This window comes from Caulobacter sp. GW821-FHT09H08 (assembly GCF_059415885.1).
The window spans coordinates 437,703-462,397 of sequence record NZ_JBWKOC010000002.1; the positions used below are offsets into that span (position 1 = coordinate 437,703).

The following is a 24,695-nucleotide window of genomic DNA, read 5'->3' on the forward strand; positions in this document are numbered from 1 at the left end:
GCCTACCTCGGCATCCAGACCCGGACCAGCGACAGCAGCTTGTCCACGTCGATGGGCTTGGCCATGTAGTCGCTGGCGCCGGCTTCCAGGCAGCGCGCCTGGTCGTCCGGCATGGCCTTGGCGGTCAGCATCAGGATCGGCAGCTTCGACCAGCGCGCGTCGTCGCGGATTTGCCGCGCGGCCGTAAGGCCGTCCATGACAGGCATCATCACGTCCATCAGGACCAGGTCGACAGCCTGGGTGGGATCCTGGGCCGAACGGTCGAGAGCCTCGATCGCCTCCTGGCCGTTGCGGGCGATCTCGATGACGGCGCCGCGCGGCTCCAGCACGCTCGTCAGCGAGTAGATGTTGCGGATGTCGTCTTCGACGATCAGGACGCGACGGCCCTCGAGCACTGCGTCCCGGTGGCGCGCCTTCTGGATCATCTTCTGTTGCTCGGGCGGCAGCTCCGAGACCACCTGGTGCAGGAACAGCGAGACCTCGTCGAGCAGCCGCTCGGGCGATTTGGCGCCCTTGATGATGATCGAGCTGGAGTAGCGACGCAGACGCTGCTCGTCGTCGGGCGACAGGTCGTGACCGGTGTAGACGATCACCGGCGGGAAGGCGTGATCGCCGTTCTGGCTGAGCGTTTCCAGCAGCGAATAGCCGGACGCGTCGGGTAGCGACAGGTCCAGCACCATGCAGTCGAAGGTCTGCTCGCGCAGCTTCTCCAGGCATTCGGCCGCGGTGCCCACGCCGACGGTCTCGACGTCGCGCGACGCCAGCAGCTTGCCGACCGCGTCGCGTTGGACGGGGTCGTCCTCGACAATGAGGACGCGGCGCACGGAGTTGGTCAGCTTGGCTTCCAGGGTCTTCAGCACGTCGGCCAATTCGTCCCGCTTGACCGGCTTGACGAGATAACCGACCGCGCCGAGCGAAAGTGCGGTCTGGCTGTGATCGGAGGCGGAGACGACGTGGATCGGGATGTGCCGGGTGGCGTCGTCGCGCTTCAGGCGATCCAGAACCATCAGGCCGGACTCGTCGGGCAGGCCGACGTCCAGGACGACGGCGCTGGGCCTGAATTGTCGCGCGAGCCTGAGCGCTTCCTCGGCCGTGCCAGCGACGAGCGCCTGGAAGCCCATCTCGCGAGACAGGTCCCGGACGATGCCGGCGAACTTGTCGTCGTCCTCGATCACCAGCAGCACGCGGCGGGACCCGGCCAGGCTGTCGCGGTCGTCGTCGACCGTCCTGGGCGCCGCCGTCGATCGCGACGCACGCGGCTGGCTGGCCGGAAGCGCGGCTGGCGCTTCGGCGCGGACCGGCTGATCGCGGGGCGCGACCCGCGCGGGATCGTAGGCGAGGGGGATCGTGATGGTGAAGGTGCTGCCCTCTTCGGGCTGGCTTCGCAGGGCGATCGCGCCGCCAAGCAGTCGCGCGAGCTCTCGCGAAATCGACAGGCCAAGGCCCGTACCGCCGTACTTCCGGCTGATCGTGCCGTCGGCCTGGCGGAACGCCTCGAAGATGGTCTCCTGCTTGTCGCGCGGGATGCCGATGCCCGTGTCGGTGACCGCGAAGGCGATGTCGTTCCCGCTCGACGTGATGTCCAGGCGCACGCCGCCCCGTTCGGTGAATTTGAAGGCGTTGGACAACAGGTTCTTGAGAACCTGCTCCAGGCGCAGGCGGTCGGTTTCAATGATGTTCGGGCATCCGTCGGCGACCTGGATGGCAAAATCCAGTTTCCGCTCGTTGGCGACCGGTTGGAAAAGCTCGCGCAGATCGTTGGCCAGGCGCTGAACGGGAAGCGGTTCGGGGCGCACCTCGATGTGTCCTGCCTCGATCTTCGACAGGTCCAGGATGTCGTTGATCAGGGTGAGGAGATCGTTGCCCGAGGACTCGATGGTCTGGGCGAACCGCACCTGTTCCGAAGACAGGTTTCCATCGGGGTTGTCGCCGAGAAGCTTCGACAGGATCAGCAGCGAGTTCAGCGGCGTCCGCAGCTCGTGGGACATGTTGGCCAGGAAGTCGGACTTGTACTGGCTGGCCTGTTCCAGTTCTCGCGCCTTCAAGGTCACGGCGGCGCCGGTGCGCTCCAGCTCGTCGCGCTGGGTCTCCAGCGTCGAGGCTTGCTCCTCCAACTGGCTGTTGGTCTGCTCCAGTTCGACCTGCTGCTGCTCCAGGCGCGCCTGGGATTCCTTCAGCGCCCGGCCTTGCTCTTCGAGCTCCTCGTTCGAGACGCGCAGCTCTTCACTCTGGACCTGCAACTCCTCGGCCTGCCGCTGTGTCTCCTCCAAGGTATCTTGCAGCTCGGAGCGATAGCGGGCCGACCGCAGGGCCATGCCGATGGAGGGCGCGGCCTGTTTCAGCAGGTCCAGAGCACGGTCGTCGACGGGATGCAGGAAGCCCAGCTCGATGACGCCGTTGACCAGGTCGTCGGCATGTGTCGGCACGATCACAAGGTGCCTGGGCTTGTCCTGGCCGAGGGCCGAGCCGATCGTCATGTACCCGTCGGGGACCTCGTGGATCACCGTCGGCCGACCTTCGGCCGCAACCTTGCCCAGCAGGCCTTCCTTGAGGTTAAAGCGCATCGGCGTGTCGGCGTCGGCGGCGATGCCGAGCGCCGCGGCGCGATAGAACAGGCCGCCATCGCCCTTGAACAGCGCGCCAGCCTGGAAGCCCAGATATCGGGCGAGGAAGGCAAGAATGCTGTCGGCGAGGGTCTCGATGGACTGGTCGCCGGTCATGGCGTCCGACAGGCCCACTTGGCCCGACTGCAGCCATTCACCGCGCTCGTGAGCGCGGGCCGCGCGGCGGATCAGGTAGAACACCGCGACCGTCAACACCGCGCCGAGCAGGCCGGTGAGCACGCCGCTGATCAGGGCCGCTCTGTACGCGGTGTCCATTTCGGCGAGACGGATATCGCGAAGGCGGTTCTCCTCCTGGCGCATCAACTCGATTTGCTTGCGGATCGCGTCCATTTCGGACTTGCCGCGATCGGTGTTCACCAGGACGAACGCCGCCTGGGTTCCGTTTGCACGACGAAGCTTGATCGTCTCGTCGAGCTCCGAGAGCTTGGCCTTGAGATGTCCTCGCAGCACCACAAGGTTGGCCTGCTGTGTCGGGTTGTCCCGCGTCAGCGTCCCGACGGCGTCCGCGCGCGAGGCGGCGTCGGCGACGGCGGTCTGGTAGGGCTCGAGATATCGATCGTTGCCGGTCAGCAGATAGCCGCGCTGGCCTGTCTCGGCGTCCTGCGTCGTCGACAACACCTCGCCCAGAGCCATCAGCACGTCGTGCGTGTGCCAGATCCTCTGACTGTTTCCGCGGAGGTTCTCGACGTTGCGATAGGCGACCGTGCCGCTGGCCAAGAAGAAGGCGAGCACCAGTGCGAGCCCGAGCGCCGTCCAGAGTTCGACTCTCGACCAGGTGGAAAGCGATCGGCCGGGTTTGGAAAACAGCATGTCAGGCTCGAAGCGAAGGCGCGCGAAGGCGTTGTCGGGAAAGGCCGGTGACGTTCGAGCCCAGTTGGGGTTCGCCCCGACGGGGGACCGATGAGGAGGCTGGGAGGCCGATGGCAATGGCGCGCCCATCGCCCACTTCGCATGGCGCGGCGCAACGACGACTAAGACTGAAAGACAAACCAACGCCCCCGTTCGCGTCCACGACGCGTGGGGGCATTAATGCGAAAGTGCGGTGAAGGTTCCCAATGTGAAGGACTCTTTAGCATCGGCCGTCAGGGCGGCGTTTTTTGCTTGAGGACATTTCCGAGAGGCGCGTCGTAAGAAAAAGGATCGTCTTCCAGGACGGCCCGCACAGCGGCCAGAGAGTCGCGAAGGGGAGGTTGTATGTATCGGCGCGTCGTCCGCGCTCGTCGCTTTGTCGGAGCTCTCTTGAGCTTCGTCCTCATGACGCCCGCGACGGCGATGGCTGGTAGCGCTACCTCAGGCTTCAACCAGGATGCTTCGAGCCTAAGTCTGGCCCTGCAGCGCCTGGGTCAGGCGACGGGCGCGCAATTGCTCTATGCGCCCGAGCTGACCGCCGACCGGCGAGCGCCGGCGTTGCGTGGACGGATGACGACCGAGCAGGCCCTGGATCTCCTGCTGGCGCGCACGGACCTTGCCTTCCGCCGAACCGCGTCCGGCGTCATCGTCATCTATCGCATCAAGGCGGTGGCGCGCCCGGAGCGCCAGGCTCCGGCCGTCTTCCATCAGGCTCAGGAGGTCGAGCCGGTCGTCGGCCTGGAGGCCGTGATCGTCACATCCGGCAAGCGCGTGGAGACACTGGGGCTCTCCGACGCTTCCGTGCAGGCGCTGTCCAGCCAGATGATGGACCGCGCGGGCGTGCGTGACTTCGACGACCTGACGCGCTTGGCGCCGACCCTGACCATCTCGAAGACCACCCAGCCTGGCAACAACAGCATCAATGTCCGTGGCGTGGGCACCTATTCGTATTCGATCGGGACCGAGCCGAGCGTGGTGGTCGTGGTCGACGATGTGCCGCAGGCCTTTCAGGCCATGGCGTTCACGGCCCTGGCCGACGTGCGACAGGTCGAGATCCTGCGCGGGCCGCAGAGCACGCTGTTCGGCAAGTCGGCCTCGGCAGGCGTCATCTACATCACCACGAAGCCGGCCAGGGATGTCTTCACCGCCGAGGCCGAGACGATGTTGACCGACGACCACGAGCAGCGGCTGCAGGCCAGCCTTACCGGGCCGATCTCCGAGGACCTGAAGTTCCGCATGTCGGCCGCATACAGCCACTATCGCGGCAACATCTTCAATCTCGCGACGCGTCAGTGGCTGAACGGCCAGGCGGACTTCAACCTGCGGGGCAAGTTGGTCTGGACGCCGGGAGACAACTGGACGGTCGCCTTGACGCCGTACTTCACCCGCTCGCTGTCGTCGTGCTGTGTCGGCGCCGACACCTATGTCTCGCCGCGAGCCACTCTGGGAAAGGCCGAGCTGTCGCGCGAGGCGGTGCTCCGCGAGATCGTTCCCAATCCCGACAACCACCGGGCCAGGTACGACGTCAACGCCCGAGGCAACGCCATGGACAAAGGCGTCAACCTGCGCGTGGCCGGTGCGGTCGGCTCCTGGCGGCTGACCTCGATCTCAGCGCTCGATCGCTACTACCTCTATGACCGTCAGGACACCGACGCCACGGACCTGGATTACAGTCTGCAGGTCCCGCAGGCGCCGCGCGGCGGCTCAGGCAATGGCGGCTATTTCCGTATCCGCACGGAGAGCCAGGAACTACGCCTCAACAGCCCCACGGGCGGGCGTTGGGACTATGTTGCGGGTTTCTATGTCGGGCATACGCGTTCGGAGCGCTACTTCGTGCGGGGGTCCAACAGCCTCGGCGACTACAACGGGCTCTCGTCGTTGCCGACCACCAACAGCACGGCCTATTCGCGCTATATCGCGCGGACGTTCAGCCGGACGATGGCGGTGTTTGGGCAGGGCGCTTTCGCGATCGACGACCGGCTCTCGATCCTGTCGGGGCTGCGCCTGAGCCACGAGAAGATCGGCTATCGGTTCGATGACCTGGGCAATGGGGTTACCTACGGCGCGCCGGCCTGCTCGCGGTCCAGCCCGAGCCTGCCGATCGAGACCTGCCACAGCGACACCGCGCTGAGCGGGCGGATAGGTCTGCAGGGCAAGGTCACGCCGGGCGTCACGGCCTATGCGACCTACTCTACCGGCTACAAGGGGCGGGCCTACGACCTGACCAGCAGTCTCACCACGCGCACGCGCTTGACCACGGGACCCTACGCCGGCCGACCCGTGGCCGACGCCATAGCGTCCCAGCAGCCCGTGGCTTCGGAGACCGTCGGCAGCTACGAACTCGGGCTGCGGGCGCTCTCGCCGGAGCGGAACTTCAGCCTGAACGTGACCGCCTACCAGGAACGGTTCTCCGGCTTCCAGGCCCAGAGTCGCGACGACGCGACGGGCCTCAACGTGCTGAACAGCATCGGCAGCATGCGCGCCGAGGGTATCGAGAGCGAGTTCAGCGCTCGCCTGAGCCCGCGCCTGACCCTGGGCGGCGCGGCCGCCTACAGCCGCGCGGTCATGACCGATTTCGACAGCGCCGCCTGCTATTTCGGCCAGACCGTGGCCCAGGGCTGCGTCGGAGGTCGTCAGGATCTCAGCGGCAAGACCCTGTTCAACGCCCCGCGCTGGTCGCTGACCCTCAACACGCTCTATCGCAAGCCGCTGGCCGACGGCCGGCTGCTGGAGCTGAACGCCGGCTATCGTTGGCGCTCGAGCGTCGTCTACAGCCTGCTGCAGGATCCGGCCTCGGGCGAACCGGCCTATGGCGTGCTGGACGTCTCGGCCGGGCTGAACGGGGAGGGCTGGCGGCTGACCGGCTTTGTCGACAATCTGCTCGACGAACGCTTCGCCGTGACGCGAGGCCGGGACGTGCAGTGGAACCTGCTCGGCGCCGATGGCCAGCCGGCCAAGGCCACCCATTGGAAGCCGGCGCGCGACAGTGGACGGCATCTGGGCCTGCGCCTGGCTGTCGAATACTGAAAATGGGCGCGGTCGCTTTGAGGAACCACGAGGCTAGCGCGTCGAAACCCCATGAGCGCGGCGTAGATCCGCGCCCCAGGGAGGATTTGTCTTAGGTATGGCCGCGCAGCCCAAACTCGATCCGCGCGAACAGGCCTTCCTCCAGCGCCTGTCGGAGGCCTATCGCGGGCCGCTGACAGCCTATTTCGAGCGCCGGGTGCGGTCGCGCGACGAGGCCGAGGATATGGTGCAGGAGGTGTTCCTGCGCCTGGTGCGGCGTCCTGACGGCGCGGATATCGACAATCCGGAGGCGTTCGTCTTCCGCACGGCGGTCAATCTGCTGCGCGACCGATCGAGGCGGCAGAAGACGTTCCGCAGCCACCTCGACGAGACCGCGCTTCGCCAGGACCGTTTTGAGGGTATTTCACCCGAGCGCGTCTTAGGAGACAGGCAGGCCCTGCAGGCGGCGATGCGGCGATTGTCCGAGCTGGACGAGCGCACGCGGGACGCCTTCATCCTGCATCGACTGGAAGGATGGAAACATGCCGAGATCGCCAAGGCGTTCGGCGTTTCCGTCAGTTCGGTCGAGAAATACATCATCAAGGCGCTGGCGCATCTGATGCGCGGCGTCGATCCGTTCCAGAGCTGAGACCCGTGTCGAACCCGTTGCAACAGACCCTGATCGACGAGACCGCTGCGGGCTGGGCCATGCGCCGGCAGGGCGGTGGCGCGTCAGACGAGGCCGGCTTCGCGCGTTGGCTGGAGGAAGATCCGGCTCATGAGGAAGCCTATGCCCGGGCCGAGGCGGTCTGGCGGCTGATGGGCGAGGGCGCGGGGACCGACGGTCTGTTGGCCCTTCGCCGCGAAGCCTTGCAGCGCGCTCGCACTAGGCGTTCCGGCTGGGATCGCCGGGCGGTCGCCGCCGGCATTGTCGCCGCCGTCGCCGCGCCGGCCGGCGGCCTGTGGTGGCTACGCCATCGCGCCCAGCAGGGAGCCTTGTTCCAGACGGCGCTGGGCGAGCAAAGGACCGTGACCCTGTCCGATGGCAGCCGGGTGACCATGGACGCCTTGACGGTCATGCGGGTCCGTTACAGCGCCTCGGTGCGGTCGATCGATCTCGCCCAGGGGCGCGCCTATTTCGAGGTGGCCCACGACTCCAGCCGGCCGCTGCGGGTTCATGCCGGCCCGCGCACCGTGACGGCCGTCGGCACCGCCTTCTCCGTCCATCGCGAGCCGCGCGAGACCACAGTCGTTCTCGCCGAGGGCAAGGTCGCCGTCAGCGATCACGAAAGCCCGACGCCGCTGGCCATGATGCGGCCTGGTCAGTCGATGCTGCTGGTCGACGGCGTCCGCGCCGGCGGACCCCAGGAGGTCGACCTCGATCGCGCCTTGGCCTGGCGCAAGGGGCAGGTGGTGTTCGACAATGTCGCCTTGGCCGACGCTGCGGCTGAAATGAACCGCTACTCGACCCTGCAGGTGGTGGTCGCCGATCCCAGCCTACGCAAGCTGCGGATCAGCGGCACGTTCAACGCTGGCCAGAGCCGGGCGTTTGTCGAGGCGATCCAGTCCTACTTCCCCGTGCGGGCCCAAAGCACCGCCACGACGGTCGAATTGCGCGCGGCTCCGTAAAAAACTTTCGGAAACGATTGAGGACGTTGCCGGTGGGCGCGTCGGAACGGTCAAGAGCAGGTCGAAAACGGCCACTCGGGGAGGACCGTCGACTTGTACTTGACACCGGTTACCAGCGTCGCGCGCAGCGTTTCGATCGCGACCTTGATCCTGCTGGGCGCGGGGTCCGCCACGTACGCGGCCGAGGCTCCCGCCGCCATTCCGGCCTACGACGCCACGGTCCGCGAGCGCATTCAGCCCCAGACCGAACAGTTGCTGATCAAGCTGGTCAAGGACGGCCGCAAGCTGGAGCTGGACGGCACGCCGGTCTTCAACGGCAGCGACAAGTTCCTGCCCGGCAAGATCGCCCTGGGCCTGGTCGACTTCCTGGTCACCCTGCCGGACAACGATCCGCGCCTGCCGACCTACCTGGCCGACTTCCGCAAGATCGCCAAGCTCACGGCCGACGACGCCAACGACACCTGGGGCGCCTACTACTACCTCTCGGCGCTGAACAAGCTGCGCGAGGCCGGCCGCCTGAAGGACGCGGTCGATCCGCTGACCCTGGCCAAGCTGCGCGTGCGCCTGGACTGGCGGATGTTCGTCGATGTCGACACCTACGCGCTTATCGACCATCCCAATAACTACTACTGCGTCGCCTTCGCCATCGCCCGCCTGCGCACCCGCATGGGCTGGGAGGACGGTGCGCCGGCCGAGAAGCTCTACGCCAAGATCGCCGAGCACTATCAGCTCTACTCGGGCCAGTACGGCTTCGCCGACGAGACCGACGGGGAAGGGCGGTTCGACCGCTACAGCGTGCTGCTGTCCGGCGAGATCGCCCAGCGCTTCATCGAGACCGGAGGCAAGCCGCCGCAGGAAGTGCTGACCTGGCTGCGCAAGTCGGCCGACGTCATGCTGATGCGCCTGGACGCCGAGGGGCAAGGCTTCGAATACGGGCGCAGCATTGGCCCGTACGGCGAAACGGCGATCATCGAGGTGCTCACCGCCGCGGCGGTGCTGGATCTGCTGATCCCGCAGGAAAAGGAGCTGGCCTACGCCTATTCCGCCCGTGCGGCCCAGCGCTACGCCGCGTTCTGGCAGGATCCCAAGACCGGTTCGGTGAACCTCTGGGACGGCGGTCGTCGCACCGACGACTATCGCGGCAAGTTCCGGATCCTCGGCGAAAACCTCTCGCTGGCCCACCAATACGCCTACACCAGCGCCCACTGGGCGCGCATGGGCTACAGCGGCAAGGCGCCCGCCGACGACTGGGCCAAGGGTCTTTCGACCCTGCCGCGCCGACAGGTGACCTGGTTCCAGCGCGGTGAATACGACCGCCTGCTGATCTCGGTGCGGGATGGCGCGCGGCTGATCAGCCTGCCTGTGATCAACGGTGGCGAAAGCCAGCATATGCACAACCCGTATTTCCCGATCCCGTTCTCGCCGGGAATGCTGGCGGCTTCGCCCGATGGCGTCGCGCCGTTCCTGATCCCCCGCCTGACCCTGGAAGACGGCTCGGCCCTGATGCCGCTGGCCTATTTCAAGGACGCCAAGGTCGAGGCCAAGGGCGCCAAGGCCACGGTCTCCTGGCGCCAGGACGAGCTGGACAGGATGGGCGAGCGCGCCCCGGTCGCCGACAAGCGCGTCACGGTCGCGACGACCTATGTGCTGGAGCCCGGCCGCATCACTCGCACGGACGTCTTCACCCCGGCCAAGGGCGTGAAGGTCAAGGACATCGAGCTGCAGCTCGGCGCGTTCTCGGGCGGCGCCAAGCAGGCCGGAGCGACCACCACCTTCGCGGACGGCGCTGTGCGCCGCTTCGCCGTCGAAGGCCTAAAATCCTGTCAGTCCGGACCTGCGGGTGAGGACAAGGAATACCGATCCGCGACGGGCGCCATGACGACCAAGGTCGTCTGTCATGGCGCGCCGACGGACCCAGCGACGCCTTTCAAGATCACCTGGCGTCTCGACTACCGCTGAGGCGGAGGACCTCGGCGCAACAACCAAAAAAGAGAAGGGGAGAGACCATGAAGTTCACATCATCGACCAAGCGCTCGGCATTCTATCGGAGCCTGCTGCTGACGGCGGCCATCGTGCTGCCAGCCCAGGCCCTGGCGCAGACCGCGCCGACGCCCGCGTCCGAGGATCCTTCGACGCTCGACGCGATCGTGGTGACCTCGGCGCGCGCCACTCAGCGCAACTCGATCGAGACCAAGCGCACCGCCAGCGTCATCGTCGACGGCATCGTCAATGACGAGATCGGCGCCCTGCCGGACAATTCGGTGGGCGACACGCTGGAGCGTATCACCGGCGTCACCGCCGACCGCTTCAAGGGCAACGCCAACGAGCTCAGCGTTCGGGGCCTGGGTCCCGCGCTCAGCTTCTCGACCTTCAACGGTCGCGAGGTCTCGACGGCCGGTCCCGACCGCTCGGTGGCCTTCCAGCAGTTCCCGTCGGAGCTGGTCAACGGCGTCTTGGTCTACAAGAGCCAGCAGGCCGACTTCCTGGACGGCGGCATCGCCGGCGTCATCGAGCTGAAGTCGATCCGCCCTGTCGACTACGGCAAGCGCCGCATCCAGATGGAAGTGCGCGGCGCCTACCTGCCCAAGGACGACGACATCCGTGGCCGTAACGGCCTGGGCTATCGCGGCAACGCCTCCTTCACCGACAGCTTCGACACGCGGTTCGGCGAAATGGGCGTGAGCCTTGGGTATCAGCGCCTGGATCAGGCCACGCCCGAGGACTACTACATCACCAACTCGGCCTTCGTGCCGTGCACGACCTACGCGACGGCGCCGGCGACCTCGTCGACCAACTGCTCGAACGCCACGACCGCGCCCACGGGCGCCACGCTGGGGCCGCGCTACTTCGCCACCAGCTCGCGCACGTTCCAGGCCAAGATCACCGACGAGAAGCGCGAGGCGCTCATCGGCGCCTTCCAGTGGAAGCCGAGCGACAGCCTCGACATCAGCCTGGACGGCCAATACTCGACCCGCAAGAGCCGGGAGTACCGCAACCAACTGGCCATCACCCAAGGTCTGGCAGGCATCCAGCCCCTGATCGTCGGTGGCGTGTCCAACGACGCCAGCGACGGCGTCCTGCTGAAATACAACGGCAGCTCGACCCTGGAAGTGCAGCTGGAGAACCGCCAGCGCAACGAGAAGTACATCGGCGGCGGCGGCGCGATCAGCTGGACCCCCACCGATCGCCTGACGGTCAGCGGCGACCTGTCTTACTCGCAGTCGCACCGCACCGAACTGCAGAAGGCCACCAACATGCGCTCCAAGGCGCGCGTGGCCTATACGCTGGACGCCACGACCGACGAGGTTCCCTCGGTCACCTTCACGAACTTCGACGTCAACGATCCGACCAACTTCCTGCTGGCCACCCCGGTCGCCAACAGCAACTACGCGCGCTATCGCCTGGTCACCGACCGCTTCGACAAGATCGGCGCGGTGCGGGCCGACGTCACCTATGAGCTGGAGGGGAAGTTCTTCCAGAACATCAAGGTCGGCGGCCGCCTGTCGGATCACCGTCGGACGCAGGACGCCAACAACAACAACGACGTCACCATCCCGACGCCGTACGACGGTCGCTCGGCCGCTCAACTGGTCGCCGACGCGAACGCCAACTGCCGCTTGCCGTTCTCGACGTCCAACTACATGGACGGCAAGAGCAACGTGAAGTCCTGGGCGCTGTTCGACAACGACTGCCTGTTCCGCACCTACACCGGCCGCGACAGCAACCCGCTGCCGGAAAACGCGCCCGACCCGACGGACTCCAACATCCGTGAGCGGATCAGCACCGCCTATGTGATGACGAACTTCCGCACCGAGGTGGGCGACACGCCGGTCTCGGGCAACGCCGGCGTGCGCTATGTCCGCACCACGGTGCTGTCGCGCGGCTACCGTGGCCCGGTCACCGTCGTCCCGTCGATCGGCGGCGCGGCCGCCTCGGTGGTCCGCACGCCTGGCACGCCGCTGGAGGAAATCACCGGCACGGGCAAGTACGAGTATTTCCTGCCCAGCGTGAACGTCGCCTTCGACCTGACCGACGTCGTGAAGCTGCGCCTGGCCGGCTACAAGGCCCTGTCGCGCTCGGGCATCGAGGACTTCAACGTCGGCATCACGCCGGTGGCCGACACCACGGCCACGACGGTGCAGGGCGTGCTGGCCAACAGCACCACGGGCAACCCGAACCTGAAGCCGCTGCGAGGCTGGAATCTGGATGCCTCGCTGGAGTTCTACGTCAATCGCGACACCTCGTTCGCGATCGCCACCTACTACAAGTGGCTGAAGGGCGCGTCGTTCGACGCCCAGGAGCCGCGCGAAACCAGCATCATGGCCAATGGCAGCCTGGTGACCTTCAACGCCATCGCGCCGGCCAACGACCCCGAGACCCGCGAACTGTACGGCGTCGAGTTCTCGGGCAACCATGCCTTCAGCTACCTGCCGGGCTTCCTCAGCGGTTTCGGCGTGCAGGGCAGCCTGGCGATCACCGAGGCCAATTTCGAGATCCCCGATCCCTCCACCGTCGCCGCGTACATGGGACCGGCCAACCTGAACGGCCTCTCGAAGTACACCGGCAACGGCTCGGTCTATTGGGAGAACGACAAGGTCTCGCTGCGCGCCTCGTACCGCTACCGCTCGGACTACTTCAAACCCAACAGCGGGACCAATCGCAGCGCCAAGGGTTCGGGCTACCTGAACCTGTCGGCGACCTACGACGTGACCAAGAAGGTCCAGCTGAAGCTGCAGGCGCTGAACGTCACCAACACGCGCGACGTCATGTACAAGGCCGGCGAGGACTCGATCACCGAGGTCTCGGACAACGGGGCGCAATACTACTTCGGCGTCCGCCTCCGCTTCTGATCCTAATCGGTCCGGCGGGTCCTTCACCTTATCCCCGCCGGATCGACCACTGTCCCGCCGCATCGCCGCGGTCCGTTGGTCGCCAGGATTCCCCTATCGCCTCCCAAGCGCGGAGCTCCTGACCGACAGATGATCCCCCAGCGAAGGCGCTGCGGGACGCGGGATCCCTTTATCCGCTTCGCCCCCATCGGGACGGAGTTCAGCAGCGACCGCGAGACACCTTCTGGCGCGGCCGCCGAACAATAAAGAAGGGGGAGAAGACCATGTCCTGCAAATCCATCCTGCTGGCGTCGGCGGCCCTGGCCAGCCTAGCCGGCGCCGCTCGCGCCCAGGAAACCGCCGCGCCGTCTACCGTCATCGAGGAAATCATCGTCACGGGCACCAAGCAGGCCCAGAACATCCAGAACGTCCCCGCCTCGGTGCTGGTCGTCACGGCCGCCAATCTCGAGCGCGGCAATGTCCGCGACTTCGACGACCTGCCGCGCGCCGCGCCGTCGCTGACCATCTCCAAGACCACCCAGCCGGCCAACAACTCGATCAACATCCGCGGCATTGGCACCTACGCCTTCTCGATCGCCACCCAGCCCAGCGTGGCCGTGGTCATCGACGATGTGCCGCAAGCCTTCCAGGCCGCCGCCTTTGCCGCCCTGGTCGACGTCCAGCAGGTGGAAGTGCTGCGCGGACCGCAGAGCACCCTGTTCGGCAAGGCCGCCTCCGCTGGTGTCGTCAACATCACCACCGAAGCGCCCAGCAAGACCTTCACCGCCAAGGCCGACGCCCTCGTCACCGACGATCACGAGCGCCGCCTGCAGGCCAGCGTCTCGGGCCCTGTCAGCGACACCGTCGCCGTCCGCCTGGCCGCCAACTACAGCCACTATCGCGGCAACATCCTGAACCTGACGACCGGCAACTGGCAGAACGGCACCACGGACTACACGGTGCGGTCGAAGATCGCCTGGAGCCCGACCGACCGCTTCACCGCCACCCTGTCGCCGTACTACACCAAGACCGAGGGCACCTGCTGCGCCCCGGCCCAGTACTTCCTGAGCCCCGGCGTCACCTTCAGCCGCGCCAACCTGCCGGCCTCGACGATCCTCGCGGGGATCACGCCCGGGCCGAACAATCGCCTCACGCGACTGGACCTCGACACCGAGGGCTTCGCCGAGGACTACGGCGCTGGTCTGCGTCTGGTCTATGACCTGCCGAACGGCGGGACGCTGATGTCGATCTCGTCCTACGACAAGTATCGCCTGGAGGACTTCAAGGACTCCGATTCCAGCGACTTCAACTTCCAGACCCTGACGGTCAGCGGCGTGAACTTCGCGGCCGCGCCGAAGGGCGGGGTAGGGGACGGCGGCTCGTTCGACGTCAAGACGCTGACCCAGGAACTGCGCTTGACCTCGCCGAGCAGCGGGCCGTTCCGCTACGTGGCGGGCCTGTTCTTCAGCAAGACCGACAGCACCCGCGACTATGTGCGGGGCTCCAACACTCACGGCAGCTTCAACGGGGTGATCTTCAACGGCGGCCAGCAACTGCCGACGACCAACTCGCTGGTCTATTCCACCTACATCACCAACTCGACGTCGAAGACCTATGCCGCCTTCGCCCAGGGCTCCTACGACGTCACACCGAAGCTCACTTTGATCGGCGGCCTGCGCTATCACCACGAGAAGCTCGACTACGACTTCCTGGATCGCGACACGGGGGTGACCTTCGGCCGACCGGCGTGCTCCACCAACACCCCGACACCCTCGCTGAAGATCTCGACCTGCGACAGCGACAGCGTCGTCACCGGCAAGGCGGCGGTCCAGTATCGCTTCACGCCCGGCTTCATGGCCTTCGCCAACTTCGCCAAGGGCTACAAGGGCTTGGCCTACGACCTGACCAGCATCCTGACCGTGCGCACGCCGACCACCGCGGCCGGCTCGTGCTTCGGCCTGCCGGTCGCCGACTGCGTGGCCGCGCGCCAGCCGATCCCGCCGGAGACCAGCAAGTCGTACGAGACCGGGTTCAAGGGCTCGTTCTTTGACCGTCGCCTGACCTGGAACATGACGGCCTTCTTCGAGGAGTACCGCCACTTCCAAGCCCAGAGCCGTGATCTGGATCTCGGCCAGAACATCCTGCAGAGCCTGGGCAAGGTGACGTCCAAGGGTGTCGAGAGCGAGGTGGCGATCTATGCCGGCGGCCTGACCCTGAACGCCAACGGCGCCTACAACATCGCCCGGATGGACGAGTTCCTCAGCGCCCCGTGCTACGCGGCCCAGACCGCCGCCGAGGGCTGTGTGAGCGGTCGACAAAACCTTTCGGGCAAGGGGCTGCCCAATGCGCCGAAGTGGACGGCCAGTCTGACGGGACAGTACGACTGGCGGCTGAACGCCGAGTATGGCGCCTTCATCCAGGCGTCGTATCGCTGGCAATCGGACGTGACCTTCAGCCTCGTTCAGGACCCGGACGCGGTGCAGGAAGCCTACGGGATCTTCAACCTGGGCGCGGGCGTGCAGAAGGACCAGTGGAAGATCAGCGTCTTCGCCAACAACCTGTTCGACAAGAACTACGCCCTGACCAAGGGGCGCGACAACGCCTGGAACTTCAGCCGCACGGCGACTCCGGCCACCCTGGCGGTGAACTGGAAGCCGGGCCGCGACAGCGAGCGCTACTTCGGCGTCCGCGCTCAGGTGAAGTACTAGTCCAATCCACGAGGGCGGCCTTCGCGCCGCCCTCGCTCTCGTTCGGAGCGTTTCATGAACCGGCGCGACTTCTTTCTGGGGACGGCCCTTGCCGTCACGACGTTCGGAACCTCGGCGGCGGCCGGTGGCAAGCTGGACCTGGCGGCGATCGACCGAGCGCGGATCCTGAAGGCGGCCGACCGCTATCTGATCGAGGAGCCGGTGACGATCACCGCGTTCGACGCGCCTCGTAGCCCCGGCAGTCGCCAGGACTACTACTCCGAAGCCGACTACTGGTGGCCCGATCCGGCGAACCCGAAGGGGCCGTATATCCGCAAGGACGGCTACTCCAATCCCGACAAGTTCACGGCCCACCGCGACGCGGTGATCCGGCTGGGCGTCCAGCTGCCGGCCCTGGCCGCAGCCTACAAGGTGACCAAGGACGCTCGCTATGCCGAGCACGCCGAAAAGCACCTGAAAGCCTGGTTCGTCTCGCCCGACACCCGGATGAACCCCCATCTCGAGCATGCTCAGGCGATCATCGGGGTGAATACCGGGCGCGGGATCGGCGTCATCGACACCCTGCACCTGGTCGAGGTCGCTCAAGCCGTCTCGGTGCTGAAGGCCGCGCGGCCGAAGGCGAGCGTCTATCCCCAGACGGTGGCCTGGTTCGACGCCTACCTCACCTGGATGAGCACCTCGGCCAACGGCGTCGACGAGCGCGATCAGAAGAACAACCACGGCACATGCTGGGCGCTTCAGGCCGCCGTCTTCGCGCAGCTTACCGGCCGCAAGGCCGAGCTGGACGTAGCGCGAGGCCGGATCAAGACACTGGTTCCCGGCCAGATCGCCGCCGACGGCTCCCAGCCGCTGGAGCTGGTTCGGACCAAACCCTACGGCTATTGCCTGTTCAATCTGGATGTCCTGGCCGCCTGCGCCCACGTTATGTCAACACCGGGCGACGACTTCTGGACCTGGAAGGGCGCGGCGGGCGGTTCGATCGCCGACGCGCTCGCCTACATGGCCCCGTTCATCGCCGACAAGAAGACCTGGCTCAAGCCGCCGGATGTCGAGGCCTGGGACGGCTGGCCCGTTCGCCAGCCCAGCTTGCTGTTCGGCGGCCTGGCGCTGAAACGGAACGACTACCTGGACCTGTGGCGCCGTCTCGATCCGGATCCCACCGAGGCCGAGATCATCCGCAACTATCCGCTTCGTCAGCCGGTGCTTTGGATCGATGCCTGATCTCTTTTCCCATGGAAGCCGGTCGGGCGCGGCCGCGGCGCTGATCGCCACCATCGCCATCGCGGGCTCTGCTCGGGCGGCCGAGGTCCATCGCGTGCCGTTCGGAAAGACCAAGGCCGGTCTCCTCGTCGTCAAGACCGTGATGCGCAACGACCTGGGCATGAGCGTCGCGGCGATCGACTTCGGCGCCACCCTGACCGCGATCGAGACGCCCGACCGCCAAGGCAAGATCGCCAATGTGGTTCTGAACCGCCCCGACATCGGCTCGTACGAGACCAACCAGCGTCGCTATGGCGCGATCATCGGGCGTTATGCCGGCCGCATCACGGACGCTCGTTTCACCTTGGACGGCCAGATCCACGCGCTGGAGGCCGGCCGCAACAACATGACCCTGCATGGCGGCTCGCGTGGCTACGACAAGCGGGTCTGGTCCAGCGAGGCCTTCTCTGATCGGCAGTCCGTCGGCGTCCGCTATCACCTGCTCAGTCCAGCTGGCGACCAGGGTTTCCCTGGCGCGCTGCGGTTTTCGGTGACCTATCGGCTAATGCGAAAGTCCAACGAACTGCGCATCGAATATGCCGCGCGCACCAGCGCTCCGACGGTCGTCAACTTCACCAATCACGCGTTCTTCAATCTCGCGGGAGCAGGGGCGGGGACCGTTGCGGACCACCGCGTCCACATCGACGCGGACCGCTATGCCGAGGTCGACGCGCGGAAGGCGCCGACCGGTGCGTTGCCCCCCGTGGAGGGCTCGGTGCTGGATTTCCGCGCGCCCAGACGACTCGGCGACGTGCTCCGGCTGGACGATCCCTTGCTGGCTTCGTCGAACGGTTTCGATCACAGCCTCGTCCTGCGTGACGCGGTCGCGCCGACCCCGCTTCCGGCCGGTTGGATCGAGGACCCCGTCAGCGGCCGGCGCATGACCGTGCTGACCACCGAACCCTCCGTGCAGTTCAACAGCGGCAACGGCTTCGACGGCAGCGAAATCGGTTCCGAGGGCGTAGCCTATCCCCGGCACGCCGGCTTGGCGTTCGAGACGCAACACCTGCCCGACAGCCCCAACCAGCCCGCCTTCCCATCGACGGTCCTGCGTCCGGGCGAGCAATTCAAGTCGACGACGATCCTGCGGTTCTCGCGTTAGAGACACCGAAGCGCCGCTCGACGTTCGCTTACCCGCGAAACGCACGCCCTCACCAGCGCCTTTTCGCGAGGCCCACACCCGAAGCGCATCAGCGTGCGTTCCGCGGTGCTTCGCAACCCATGCAAGAAATTGGTCGCCCAATTCTCTGGCCGCGCAAAACTGGTCAGGACATTTTGGTGGCGCAAGGGCTTGTTTTGTCTCGATATTCGAAATTGGCCAGGGGACTTTGTCAATTATCCTTTGACAGCGCTGCCATCGTGATGGATTAGATCGTTGCCCATCGAGCCGCCCCGGCGCGAGAAAACACCGTTACCGGTACCGTATTGGGGCGTTTCTGCGCAGGACTGTTCGGCTTGGCGTCGAATGGGATGGCGCGGTGCGATGAGACTGGTCGATCGAACTGGCCAGGTCACTTTGAACAACAACGGCGGATCAGCCGCCGAATGTGCAGGGGGAAACGAGATGAATTCGTCGCCGAAGAACCACTTCCAGAGCATCCGTGAGCGTTTGCAGCTGGGCGTCTCGATCATCGCGCTGGGCGTCCTGGCCAGCGCGCCAGCCGCCTTCGCCCAGACCGCGCCCGCCGCGCCGAAGAGCGAGCCGGAGACCGTCAGCGAGGTTGTCGTCACCGGCCTGAAGGCCAGCATCCAGAGCGCCCGCGACCTGAAGCGCAACGCCGACGTCGTCGTCGACAGCATCTCGGCCCAGGACATCGGCGCGCTGCCCGACCGGTCGGTGACCGAGGCCATCCAGCGTATCCCGGGCGTCTCGATCACCCGTTTCACCGCCGGCAACAATCCGGACCGCTTCTCGGTCGAGGGCAGCGGCGTCGTGGTGCGCGGCTTGACCTACACCCGCAGCCAGCTGAACGGCCGCGACACCTTTACCGCCAACAACGGCCGGGGCCTGAGCTTCGCCGACGTGCCGGCCGAGCTGCTGTCGGGCGTCGACGTCTACAAGAGCCCCAGCGCCGACATGATCGAGGGCGGTATCTCGGGCACGGTCAACCTGCGCACCCGCACGCCGTTCGACGCCCGAGGCCGACTGCTGGCCGCCACGGTCGAGCTGAACAACAGCGACTTCGCCAAGCGCTCCTCGCCGAATGTCTCGGTGCTGGCCAGCGACCGGGCGATGACCGGCATCGGCGAGATCGGGGCCATGGTCAGCTTCGTGCGCTCCGAGCTGCACTCGCGCGCCGATGGCATCCAGATCGCCAATTTCGGCCTGCGCGGCCTGGACGCTGCGGGCAACCTGGTGGCTCCGACCACGGCGGGCGCCAAGCAGGTTTGGGTGCCGCGCGGCGGCGGTCAGCGGACCCAGGAATACGACCGCGTCCGTTACGGCTATGCCGGCGCCCTGCAATGGAAGAGCCTGGACGGACGTGCGACGGCAACCGCGCAGTTCCTGCGCTCGGACGCCCGCGAGAAATCCGACGAACACACCGCCGAGATCGCCACCGACAACGTCACCTCGGCCGGCGACTCCCGCGCCCTGGGCGGAACCAGCTTCACCTTCGACGAAGACGGTGTCTTCACCGGCGGGACCCTGACCGTGCCGGTCGGCTATCGGGACGACCAGTACAATTCCCGCGCCCGCGTGCCGCTGACGGGCATGAAGAGCAACAACACGGTCCGCTATGTCGACCGCCACCTGGTCACCGACGACTTCGGGGCCAACTTCAAGTTCGAGATCAACGACCGCCTGGCCCTGACGGCCGACTACCAGCACGTCCGCTCGACGGTCGACGTCTACGACATGAGCGTGCGGGCGGTGACCTACCAGAACACCGTGCTGCAGTTGAACGGCGGGGATCTGCCGACGCTGAAGTTCATCCCGATCGAGCCCTGCACGACCGCGGCCGGCTGCCCGGGCATCACCTTCCGTCCGACCTACTTCACGACCCCGAACGACGGCTTCCTGAACCCGTACAATAGCTACTACGGCGCGGCGATGGACCACGTCGAGAACAGCACGGGCCAGGAGGACGCCGCGCGGATCGACCTGCGCTACTCGGCCCCAGACGGCTGGCTGAAGTCCATCGACGTCGGCTACCGCTGGGCGGATCGTAAGAACACGGCCCGCTTCTCGGCCTACAACTACGGCGTCCTCAGCGACATCTATGCCGGCGCCGGTCCGGTGTGGTTCGACGACCCGATCAACGGCAAGCCCGACAACGTCGGGACTGATCCCGCCCGCCTCGGCGGTCCGGTCGGGCCCCAGGAAGGCTTCCTGTTCAGCAACTTCCTGCGCGGCAAGGTCTCAAGTCCGGCGGGCGACGGCCGTCTCTACTACCCTTCGGCGCTGCTGCGCGACTACGCCGCGCTGAGCAGCTCACTGCTGCAGATCGGCGACGAGTGGCGTCCGCGCTTGCTGAACGGCTGCCCGCAGAACTGGGTCCCGCTCTCGCAGCGCTGCGGCGTGATCTCGGGCTCGGACTATCTGCCCAGCGAGATCAATCCGGTCGAGGAGAAGGTCAACGCCGCCTACGCCGTCGCGCGGTTCAACGGGACCTTCGACAACGGCTGGGCGCTGAGCGGCAATGTCGGCCTGCGCTACACCAAGACGACGCGCGAGGCCTCGGGCTATTACGCCTTCCCGTCCCGGGTCTACACCTGCACCCAGCCGACCTCGCCGTTCTGCGGCTTCGTGCCGGACGCCAACAAGTTCGCCAACGGCGCCATGACGCCGATCACCACCAAGCTGAACTATGACTATTGGCTGCCCTCGCTGAACGCCAAGCTGAATGTCGGCGGCGGACTGTTGTTCCGGGCGGCGCTGAACAAGTCGATCTCGCTGCCCGAGTTCGGCCTGACCCGCGCCTATTACAGCGTGGTGCTGAACACGGCCGACCAGACGATCATCACCAACGGCAAGCCGGTGGCGATCTTCAACGTCGGCAATCCGTACCTGAAGCCGGTGACGGCCACGAACCTCGACCTGACCGCCGAGTACTACTTCTCCAAGGTCGGTCAGCTGTCGCTGGCGGTGTTCGCCAAGGACCTGAAGGGCGTCGTCACCAACGGCACCGAGCGCCTAACCTTCAACAACAACGGCGTCAGCTTCGACGGCCTGGTCACCACCCCGCTGAACTCCAAGGACACCGGCAAGGTGCGCGGCTTCGAGGTCGGCTACTCCCAGACCTACGACTTCCTGCCGGGCGCGCTGAACGGCCTGGGCCTGACGGCCAACTACACCTATGTCGACGCTTCGGGCGTGCGCCAGAGCACGCTCAGCAGCACCGACCCGGATGTCGCCGCCGGCACCGTGGCCACGGTCGACACCAGCAAGCTGTCGCTGCAAGGCCTGTCCAAGCACACCTTCAACGTCCAGCCCTTCTACCAGAAGGGGCGGGTGGAACTGCGCGCCGCCTATTCCTGGCGCTCGAAGTTCCTGCTGACGACACGCGATGTGATCGTGCCGTTCGCGCCGATCTTCTCGGAGGCGACCGGCCAGTTGGACGCCTCGGCGTTCCTGACCGTCTCGCCGAACGTGCGCCTGGGCCTGCAGGGCTACAACCTGACGGCCGCGACGACGCGCACCTCGCAGGTGATCAACAACAACCTGGTGACCGCGCCGCGCTCCTGGTTCGTGGCCGACCGCCGCCTGACGGTGTCGCTGCGCGCCCGGTTCGGCGGCTAAGGCGGAGCGCGTGAAGATGAGATCGTGGATTGCGGCGGCCCCCCTGGCCGTCGTTGTCTGGGCCGCCGCGGTGCTCCTGGCCCCGCGGGCCGATGCGCAGACCCTGGTAGCGGCGGACCTGCGGGCGGGTCAGAGCCTCTCGGGCCTCTGGCATTACTCGATCGACCCCTATCGATCGGGCGTCACCGACTTCCACGGCCAGCCAGCCAACGCCAGCGAGCGGCGCTACGCCGAGACCGACGTCGACGCGGCGATGCGGGAGGGCGGAGGGCCGTTCGAGTACAATATGCAGGCCGCGCCGCTGGCGACGCTGCCGGGTTCGTGGCTGACCCATTCGGCCGAAATGCGCCACTACCAGGGGCTGGTCTGGTACCAGCGCCGCTTCGTGGCCCAGCTCGAGCCCGGCAAGCGCCAGTTCCTGCGGTTCGGCGCGGCCAACTACAAGACCCGCGTCTACCTGAACGGCGAGTTCGTCGGCGAGCACGAGGGCGGCTTCACGCCCTTCGCCTTCGAGGTGACCCAGCGCCTGCGTGCCGGCGAGAACCAGATCACGGTCGGCGTGGACTCGGCGGCCAGTCCGTCCAGCGTGCCGCCGCCGGTGACCGACTGGGAGAACTACGGCGGGATCACCCGCGATATCCGCCTGATCGCGACGCCCGCGACCTTCGTCGACGACGCCTGGGTGCGGCTGAGCCGCGATGGCCAGATCCTGGTCGACGTCCAACTGAGCGGCGCCCAGGCCGCCGCGCTTCCTGTCACGCTGCGCGTCGCCGCCCTGGGCCTGACGCTGTCTGGGACGACCGACGCCAATGGCCATTGGCGCGCCAGCGCGGCCGCGCCCAAGAGCCTGGTCCGCTGGTCGCCCGAACGGCCACAGCTCTACGACGTCGCCGTCGAGGCGGGCGAGGATCGTTGGCGCGACCGCGTGGGCTTCCGCACGATCCAGGTCCAGGGCAGCCAGATCCTGCTGAACGGCAAGCCGCTGTTCCTGCGCGGCATCAGCCTGCACGAAGAGGAGTTCGGCGTTGCGCCCTCGCGCGCCATTACCTCGGCCGCCGCCCGTGCTCTGCTGACCGAGGCCAAGACGGGGCTGCACGCCAATTTCGTGCGCCTGGCCCACTATCCGCATTCGGAAGTGACTACTCGCATGGCCGACGAGCTGGGCCTGCTGGTCTGGAGCGAGATCCCCGTCTACTGGCTGATCGACTGGGGAAACCCGACCACTCTGGCCGCCGCCCGCAAGATGCTGGCCGAGAACATCGTCCGCGACCGCAACCGCGCCGCCATCGCCATCTGGAGCATCGCCAACGAGACCCCCAACTCGCCGGCGCGCAACGCCTTCCTGCAGACGCTGGCGGCCGACGTGCGGACACTCGACGACAGCCGGCTGGTCGGCGCGGCCCTGCTGACCGAGCGGACCGAGGAGAACGGGACGCCGGTCATGACCATGAACGACCCGCTGGCCGCGTCCCTCGATGTGATGGGGATCAACACCTATAACGGCTGGTACACCGCCGACCGCCTGGCCAGCGTGCCGGCGATCCAGTGGCGCGTGCCCGCCGACAAGCCGCTGCTGTTCTCTGAGTTCGGGGCCGACGCCAAGGCCGGCTTCCACGACGAGCGCGCGACGCCGCAGAAGTTCTCCGAGGAATTCCAGCGCGACTACTACCGCGCCACCCTGGCCATGGCGGCCAAGATCCCGACGCTGCGCGGCGTCTCGCCCTGGATCCTCAAGGACTTCCGCTCGCCGCGCCGCCAGAACCCCTATCAGCAGGGCTGGAACCGCAAGGGGCTGGTGTCGGAGACTGGGCAGCGAAAGCTGGCGTTCGACGTCCTGGCCGACTTCTATGCCGACAAGGCCGCAAAGGAACTGAAGTGATGCGGATGGATCGACGCGCGATCATGCTGGGCGGCGCTGCCGCCGCCTTTGCGCCGACGGGCTTGGCTCAAGCGGCCGAGGGCGAGAGCCTGGCGGCCGCCGCGGCGCGCAGCGGTGTCCGTTTCGGCACGGCCGTGGGCTCGCGCGGCTTCGCCAACGCCGACTACCGCGCCCTGGTCGAGCGCGAGTGCGCGGTGATCACGCCCGAGAACGCCATGAAATGGGTCCCGCTGGCTCCTGGGCCTGACCGCTTCAACTTCGAGGAGGCCGACCGCTATGCGGCCTGGGCCGGCAACGCGGAAAAGGCCTTGCGCGGGCACACGCTGCTTTGGCCGCGCCAGGACCGGCTGCCGGACTGGGTCAAGACCTACGACTTCGGCTCCAAGCCCGTCGAGGCCTGCGACCGCCTCGTCGGCCGTCATGTCGCGACGGTGGCCAAGCGCTATGCCAAGCGCATCGACAGCTTCGACGTCGTCAACGAGGCGATCGATCCCAACACCGGCGGCATGCGCGACAGCATCCTGGCCCAGGCTTCCGGCGGACTGGGCCGGTTGATCGCCCTGTCGTTCCAGTTGGCCCGCGAGGCGGCGCCGAAGGCTCAGCTTGTCTATAACGACTACATGGACTGGGGGACGGGGTCGGCCCAGCACCGTGCGGGCGTGCTGCGCCTGCTGGAATCGCTGAAGAAGGGCGACATCCCGGTCGACGCCCTCGGTATCCAGGCCCACGTCACCGCGCCGGCGGACAAGTCCGCGGTGCAGCGGCGCGAGCGCGACTGGCGAGCGTTCCTCGATGAGGCGACCGGCATGGGCTACAAGTTGCTGGTCACCGAGTTCGATGTCGACGACCGCGATATCGCCGGCGACGCGGCCGAGCGCGACCGACAGGTGGCCGACTACGGCAAGGCCTGGGCCGACATCGTCCTGTCCTATCCGCAGACCACCACTTTCGTGACATGGGGCCTGTCGGACCGCTTTAGCTGGCTGGACAGCTTCCGGCCGCGCGCGGATGGCCAGCATAAGCGCGGATGCCTCTACGACGACGATTTTCAGCCCAAGCCGCTGGGGGCGGCCTTGCTCAAGGCGTTTTCGGCGGCGCCGGCGAGAACCTGAGGTCCACGCCGAACGGTCGGCCAAGGGGGCGCTGAAACGCAGTAGTCAAGGCTCCCCG

12 protein-coding genes are annotated in these 24,695 nt (G+C 66.8%); 11 read left to right on the forward strand and 1 reads right to left on the reverse strand.

Features of this window, described 5'->3' with window-relative positions:
- Positions 1-2: 2 nt before the first annotated feature.
- Positions 3-3,434: a response regulator gene (locus tag AC07NN_RS07270; RefSeq protein ID WP_494639015.1), complete on the reverse strand. Its 3,432-nt coding sequence runs from the start codon at positions 3,432-3,434 to the stop codon at positions 3-5.
- 429 nt (positions 3,435-3,863) lie between these two features.
- On the opposite strand from AC07NN_RS07270, the gene AC07NN_RS07275 reads away from it, so the two are divergent.
- From AC07NN_RS07275 to AC07NN_RS07325, 11 genes are all read left to right on the forward strand, one after another.
- Positions 3,864-6,500, forward strand: a complete 2,637-nt coding sequence (locus tag AC07NN_RS07275; protein WP_494639017.1) for a TonB-dependent receptor — start codon at positions 3,864-3,866, stop codon at positions 6,498-6,500.
- Positions 6,501-6,597: 97 nt separating this feature from the next.
- Positions 6,598-7,128 carry an RNA polymerase sigma factor gene (locus tag AC07NN_RS07280; protein WP_494639019.1) on the forward strand — a complete coding sequence of 177 codons (531 nt, stop codon included), beginning with the start codon at positions 6,598-6,600 and terminating at the stop codon, positions 7,126-7,128.
- A gap of 5 nt (positions 7,129-7,133) precedes the next feature.
- Positions 7,134-8,108, forward strand: coding sequence for a FecR family protein (locus tag AC07NN_RS07285; protein ID WP_494639021.1), 975 nt, complete (start codon positions 7,134-7,136; stop codon positions 8,106-8,108).
- A gap of 93 nt (positions 8,109-8,201) precedes the next feature.
- Positions 8,202-10,067 (forward strand): hypothetical protein, encoded by a 1,866-nt coding sequence (locus tag AC07NN_RS07290; RefSeq protein ID WP_494639023.1) that lies wholly within the window; start codon positions 8,202-8,204, stop codon positions 10,065-10,067.
- Positions 10,068-10,114: 47 nt separating this feature from the next.
- Positions 10,115-12,958 carry a TonB-dependent receptor gene (locus AC07NN_RS07295; protein ID WP_494639025.1) on the forward strand — a complete coding sequence of 948 codons (2,844 nt, stop codon included), beginning with the start codon at positions 10,115-10,117 and terminating at the stop codon, positions 12,956-12,958.
- 263 nt (positions 12,959-13,221) lie between these two features.
- Complete coding sequence (locus tag AC07NN_RS07300; RefSeq protein ID WP_494639027.1) at positions 13,222-15,645, forward strand: TonB-dependent receptor; 2,424 nt, start codon at positions 13,222-13,224, stop codon at positions 15,643-15,645.
- A gap of 54 nt (positions 15,646-15,699) precedes the next feature.
- Positions 15,700-16,866, forward strand: a complete 1,167-nt coding sequence (locus AC07NN_RS07305) for an alginate lyase family protein (RefSeq protein ID WP_494639030.1) — start codon at positions 15,700-15,702, stop codon at positions 16,864-16,866.
- A complete protein-coding gene (locus AC07NN_RS07310; protein ID WP_494639032.1) occupies positions 16,859-18,007 on the forward strand; it encodes an aldose epimerase family protein in 1,149 nt (382 codons plus the stop codon). Before AC07NN_RS07305 ends, AC07NN_RS07310 begins: the two co-directional genes overlap by 8 nt.
- 462 nt (positions 18,008-18,469) lie before the next feature.
- Positions 18,470-21,646, forward strand: a complete 3,177-nt coding sequence (locus AC07NN_RS07315) for a TonB-dependent receptor (RefSeq protein WP_494639034.1) — start codon at positions 18,470-18,472, stop codon at positions 21,644-21,646.
- Between the two features lie 16 nt (positions 21,647-21,662).
- On the forward strand, positions 21,663-23,525 hold the full coding sequence (locus AC07NN_RS07320; RefSeq protein WP_494639036.1) for a glycoside hydrolase family 2 protein: 1,863 nt from the start codon (positions 21,663-21,665) through the stop codon (positions 23,523-23,525).
- Positions 23,525-24,637 (forward strand): endo-1,4-beta-xylanase, encoded by a 1,113-nt coding sequence (locus AC07NN_RS07325; RefSeq protein WP_494639038.1) that lies wholly within the window; start codon positions 23,525-23,527, stop codon positions 24,635-24,637. Before AC07NN_RS07320 ends, AC07NN_RS07325 begins: the two co-directional genes overlap by 1 nt.
- The last annotated feature ends 58 nt before the right edge of the window (positions 24,638-24,695 follow it).

Excerpts from the sequence above, each read along its gene's own strand:
- AC07NN_RS07270 (WP_494639015.1), bottom strand. The coding sequence starts at position 3,434 with ATGCTGTTTTCCAAACCCGGCCGATCGCTTTCCACCTGGTCGAGAGTC.
- AC07NN_RS07280 (WP_494639019.1), top strand. The coding sequence starts at position 6,598 with ATGGCCGCGCAGCCCAAACTCGATCCGCGCGAACAGGCCTTCCTCCAG.
- AC07NN_RS07295 (WP_494639025.1), top strand. The coding sequence starts at position 10,115 with ATGAAGTTCACATCATCGACCAAGCGCTCGGCATTCTATCGGAGCCTG.
- AC07NN_RS07300 (WP_494639027.1), top strand. The coding sequence starts at position 13,222 with ATGTCCTGCAAATCCATCCTGCTGGCGTCGGCGGCCCTGGCCAGCCTA.
- AC07NN_RS07305 (WP_494639030.1), top strand. The coding sequence starts at position 15,700 with ATGAACCGGCGCGACTTCTTTCTGGGGACGGCCCTTGCCGTCACGACG.
- AC07NN_RS07310 (WP_494639032.1), top strand. The coding sequence starts at position 16,859 with ATGCCTGATCTCTTTTCCCATGGAAGCCGGTCGGGCGCGGCCGCGGCG.
- AC07NN_RS07315 (WP_494639034.1), top strand. The coding sequence starts at position 18,470 with ATGAATTCGTCGCCGAAGAACCACTTCCAGAGCATCCGTGAGCGTTTG.
- AC07NN_RS07320 (WP_494639036.1), top strand. The coding sequence starts at position 21,663 with ATGAGATCGTGGATTGCGGCGGCCCCCCTGGCCGTCGTTGTCTGGGCC.
- AC07NN_RS07325 (WP_494639038.1), top strand. The coding sequence starts at position 23,525 with ATGCGGATGGATCGACGCGCGATCATGCTGGGCGGCGCTGCCGCCGCC.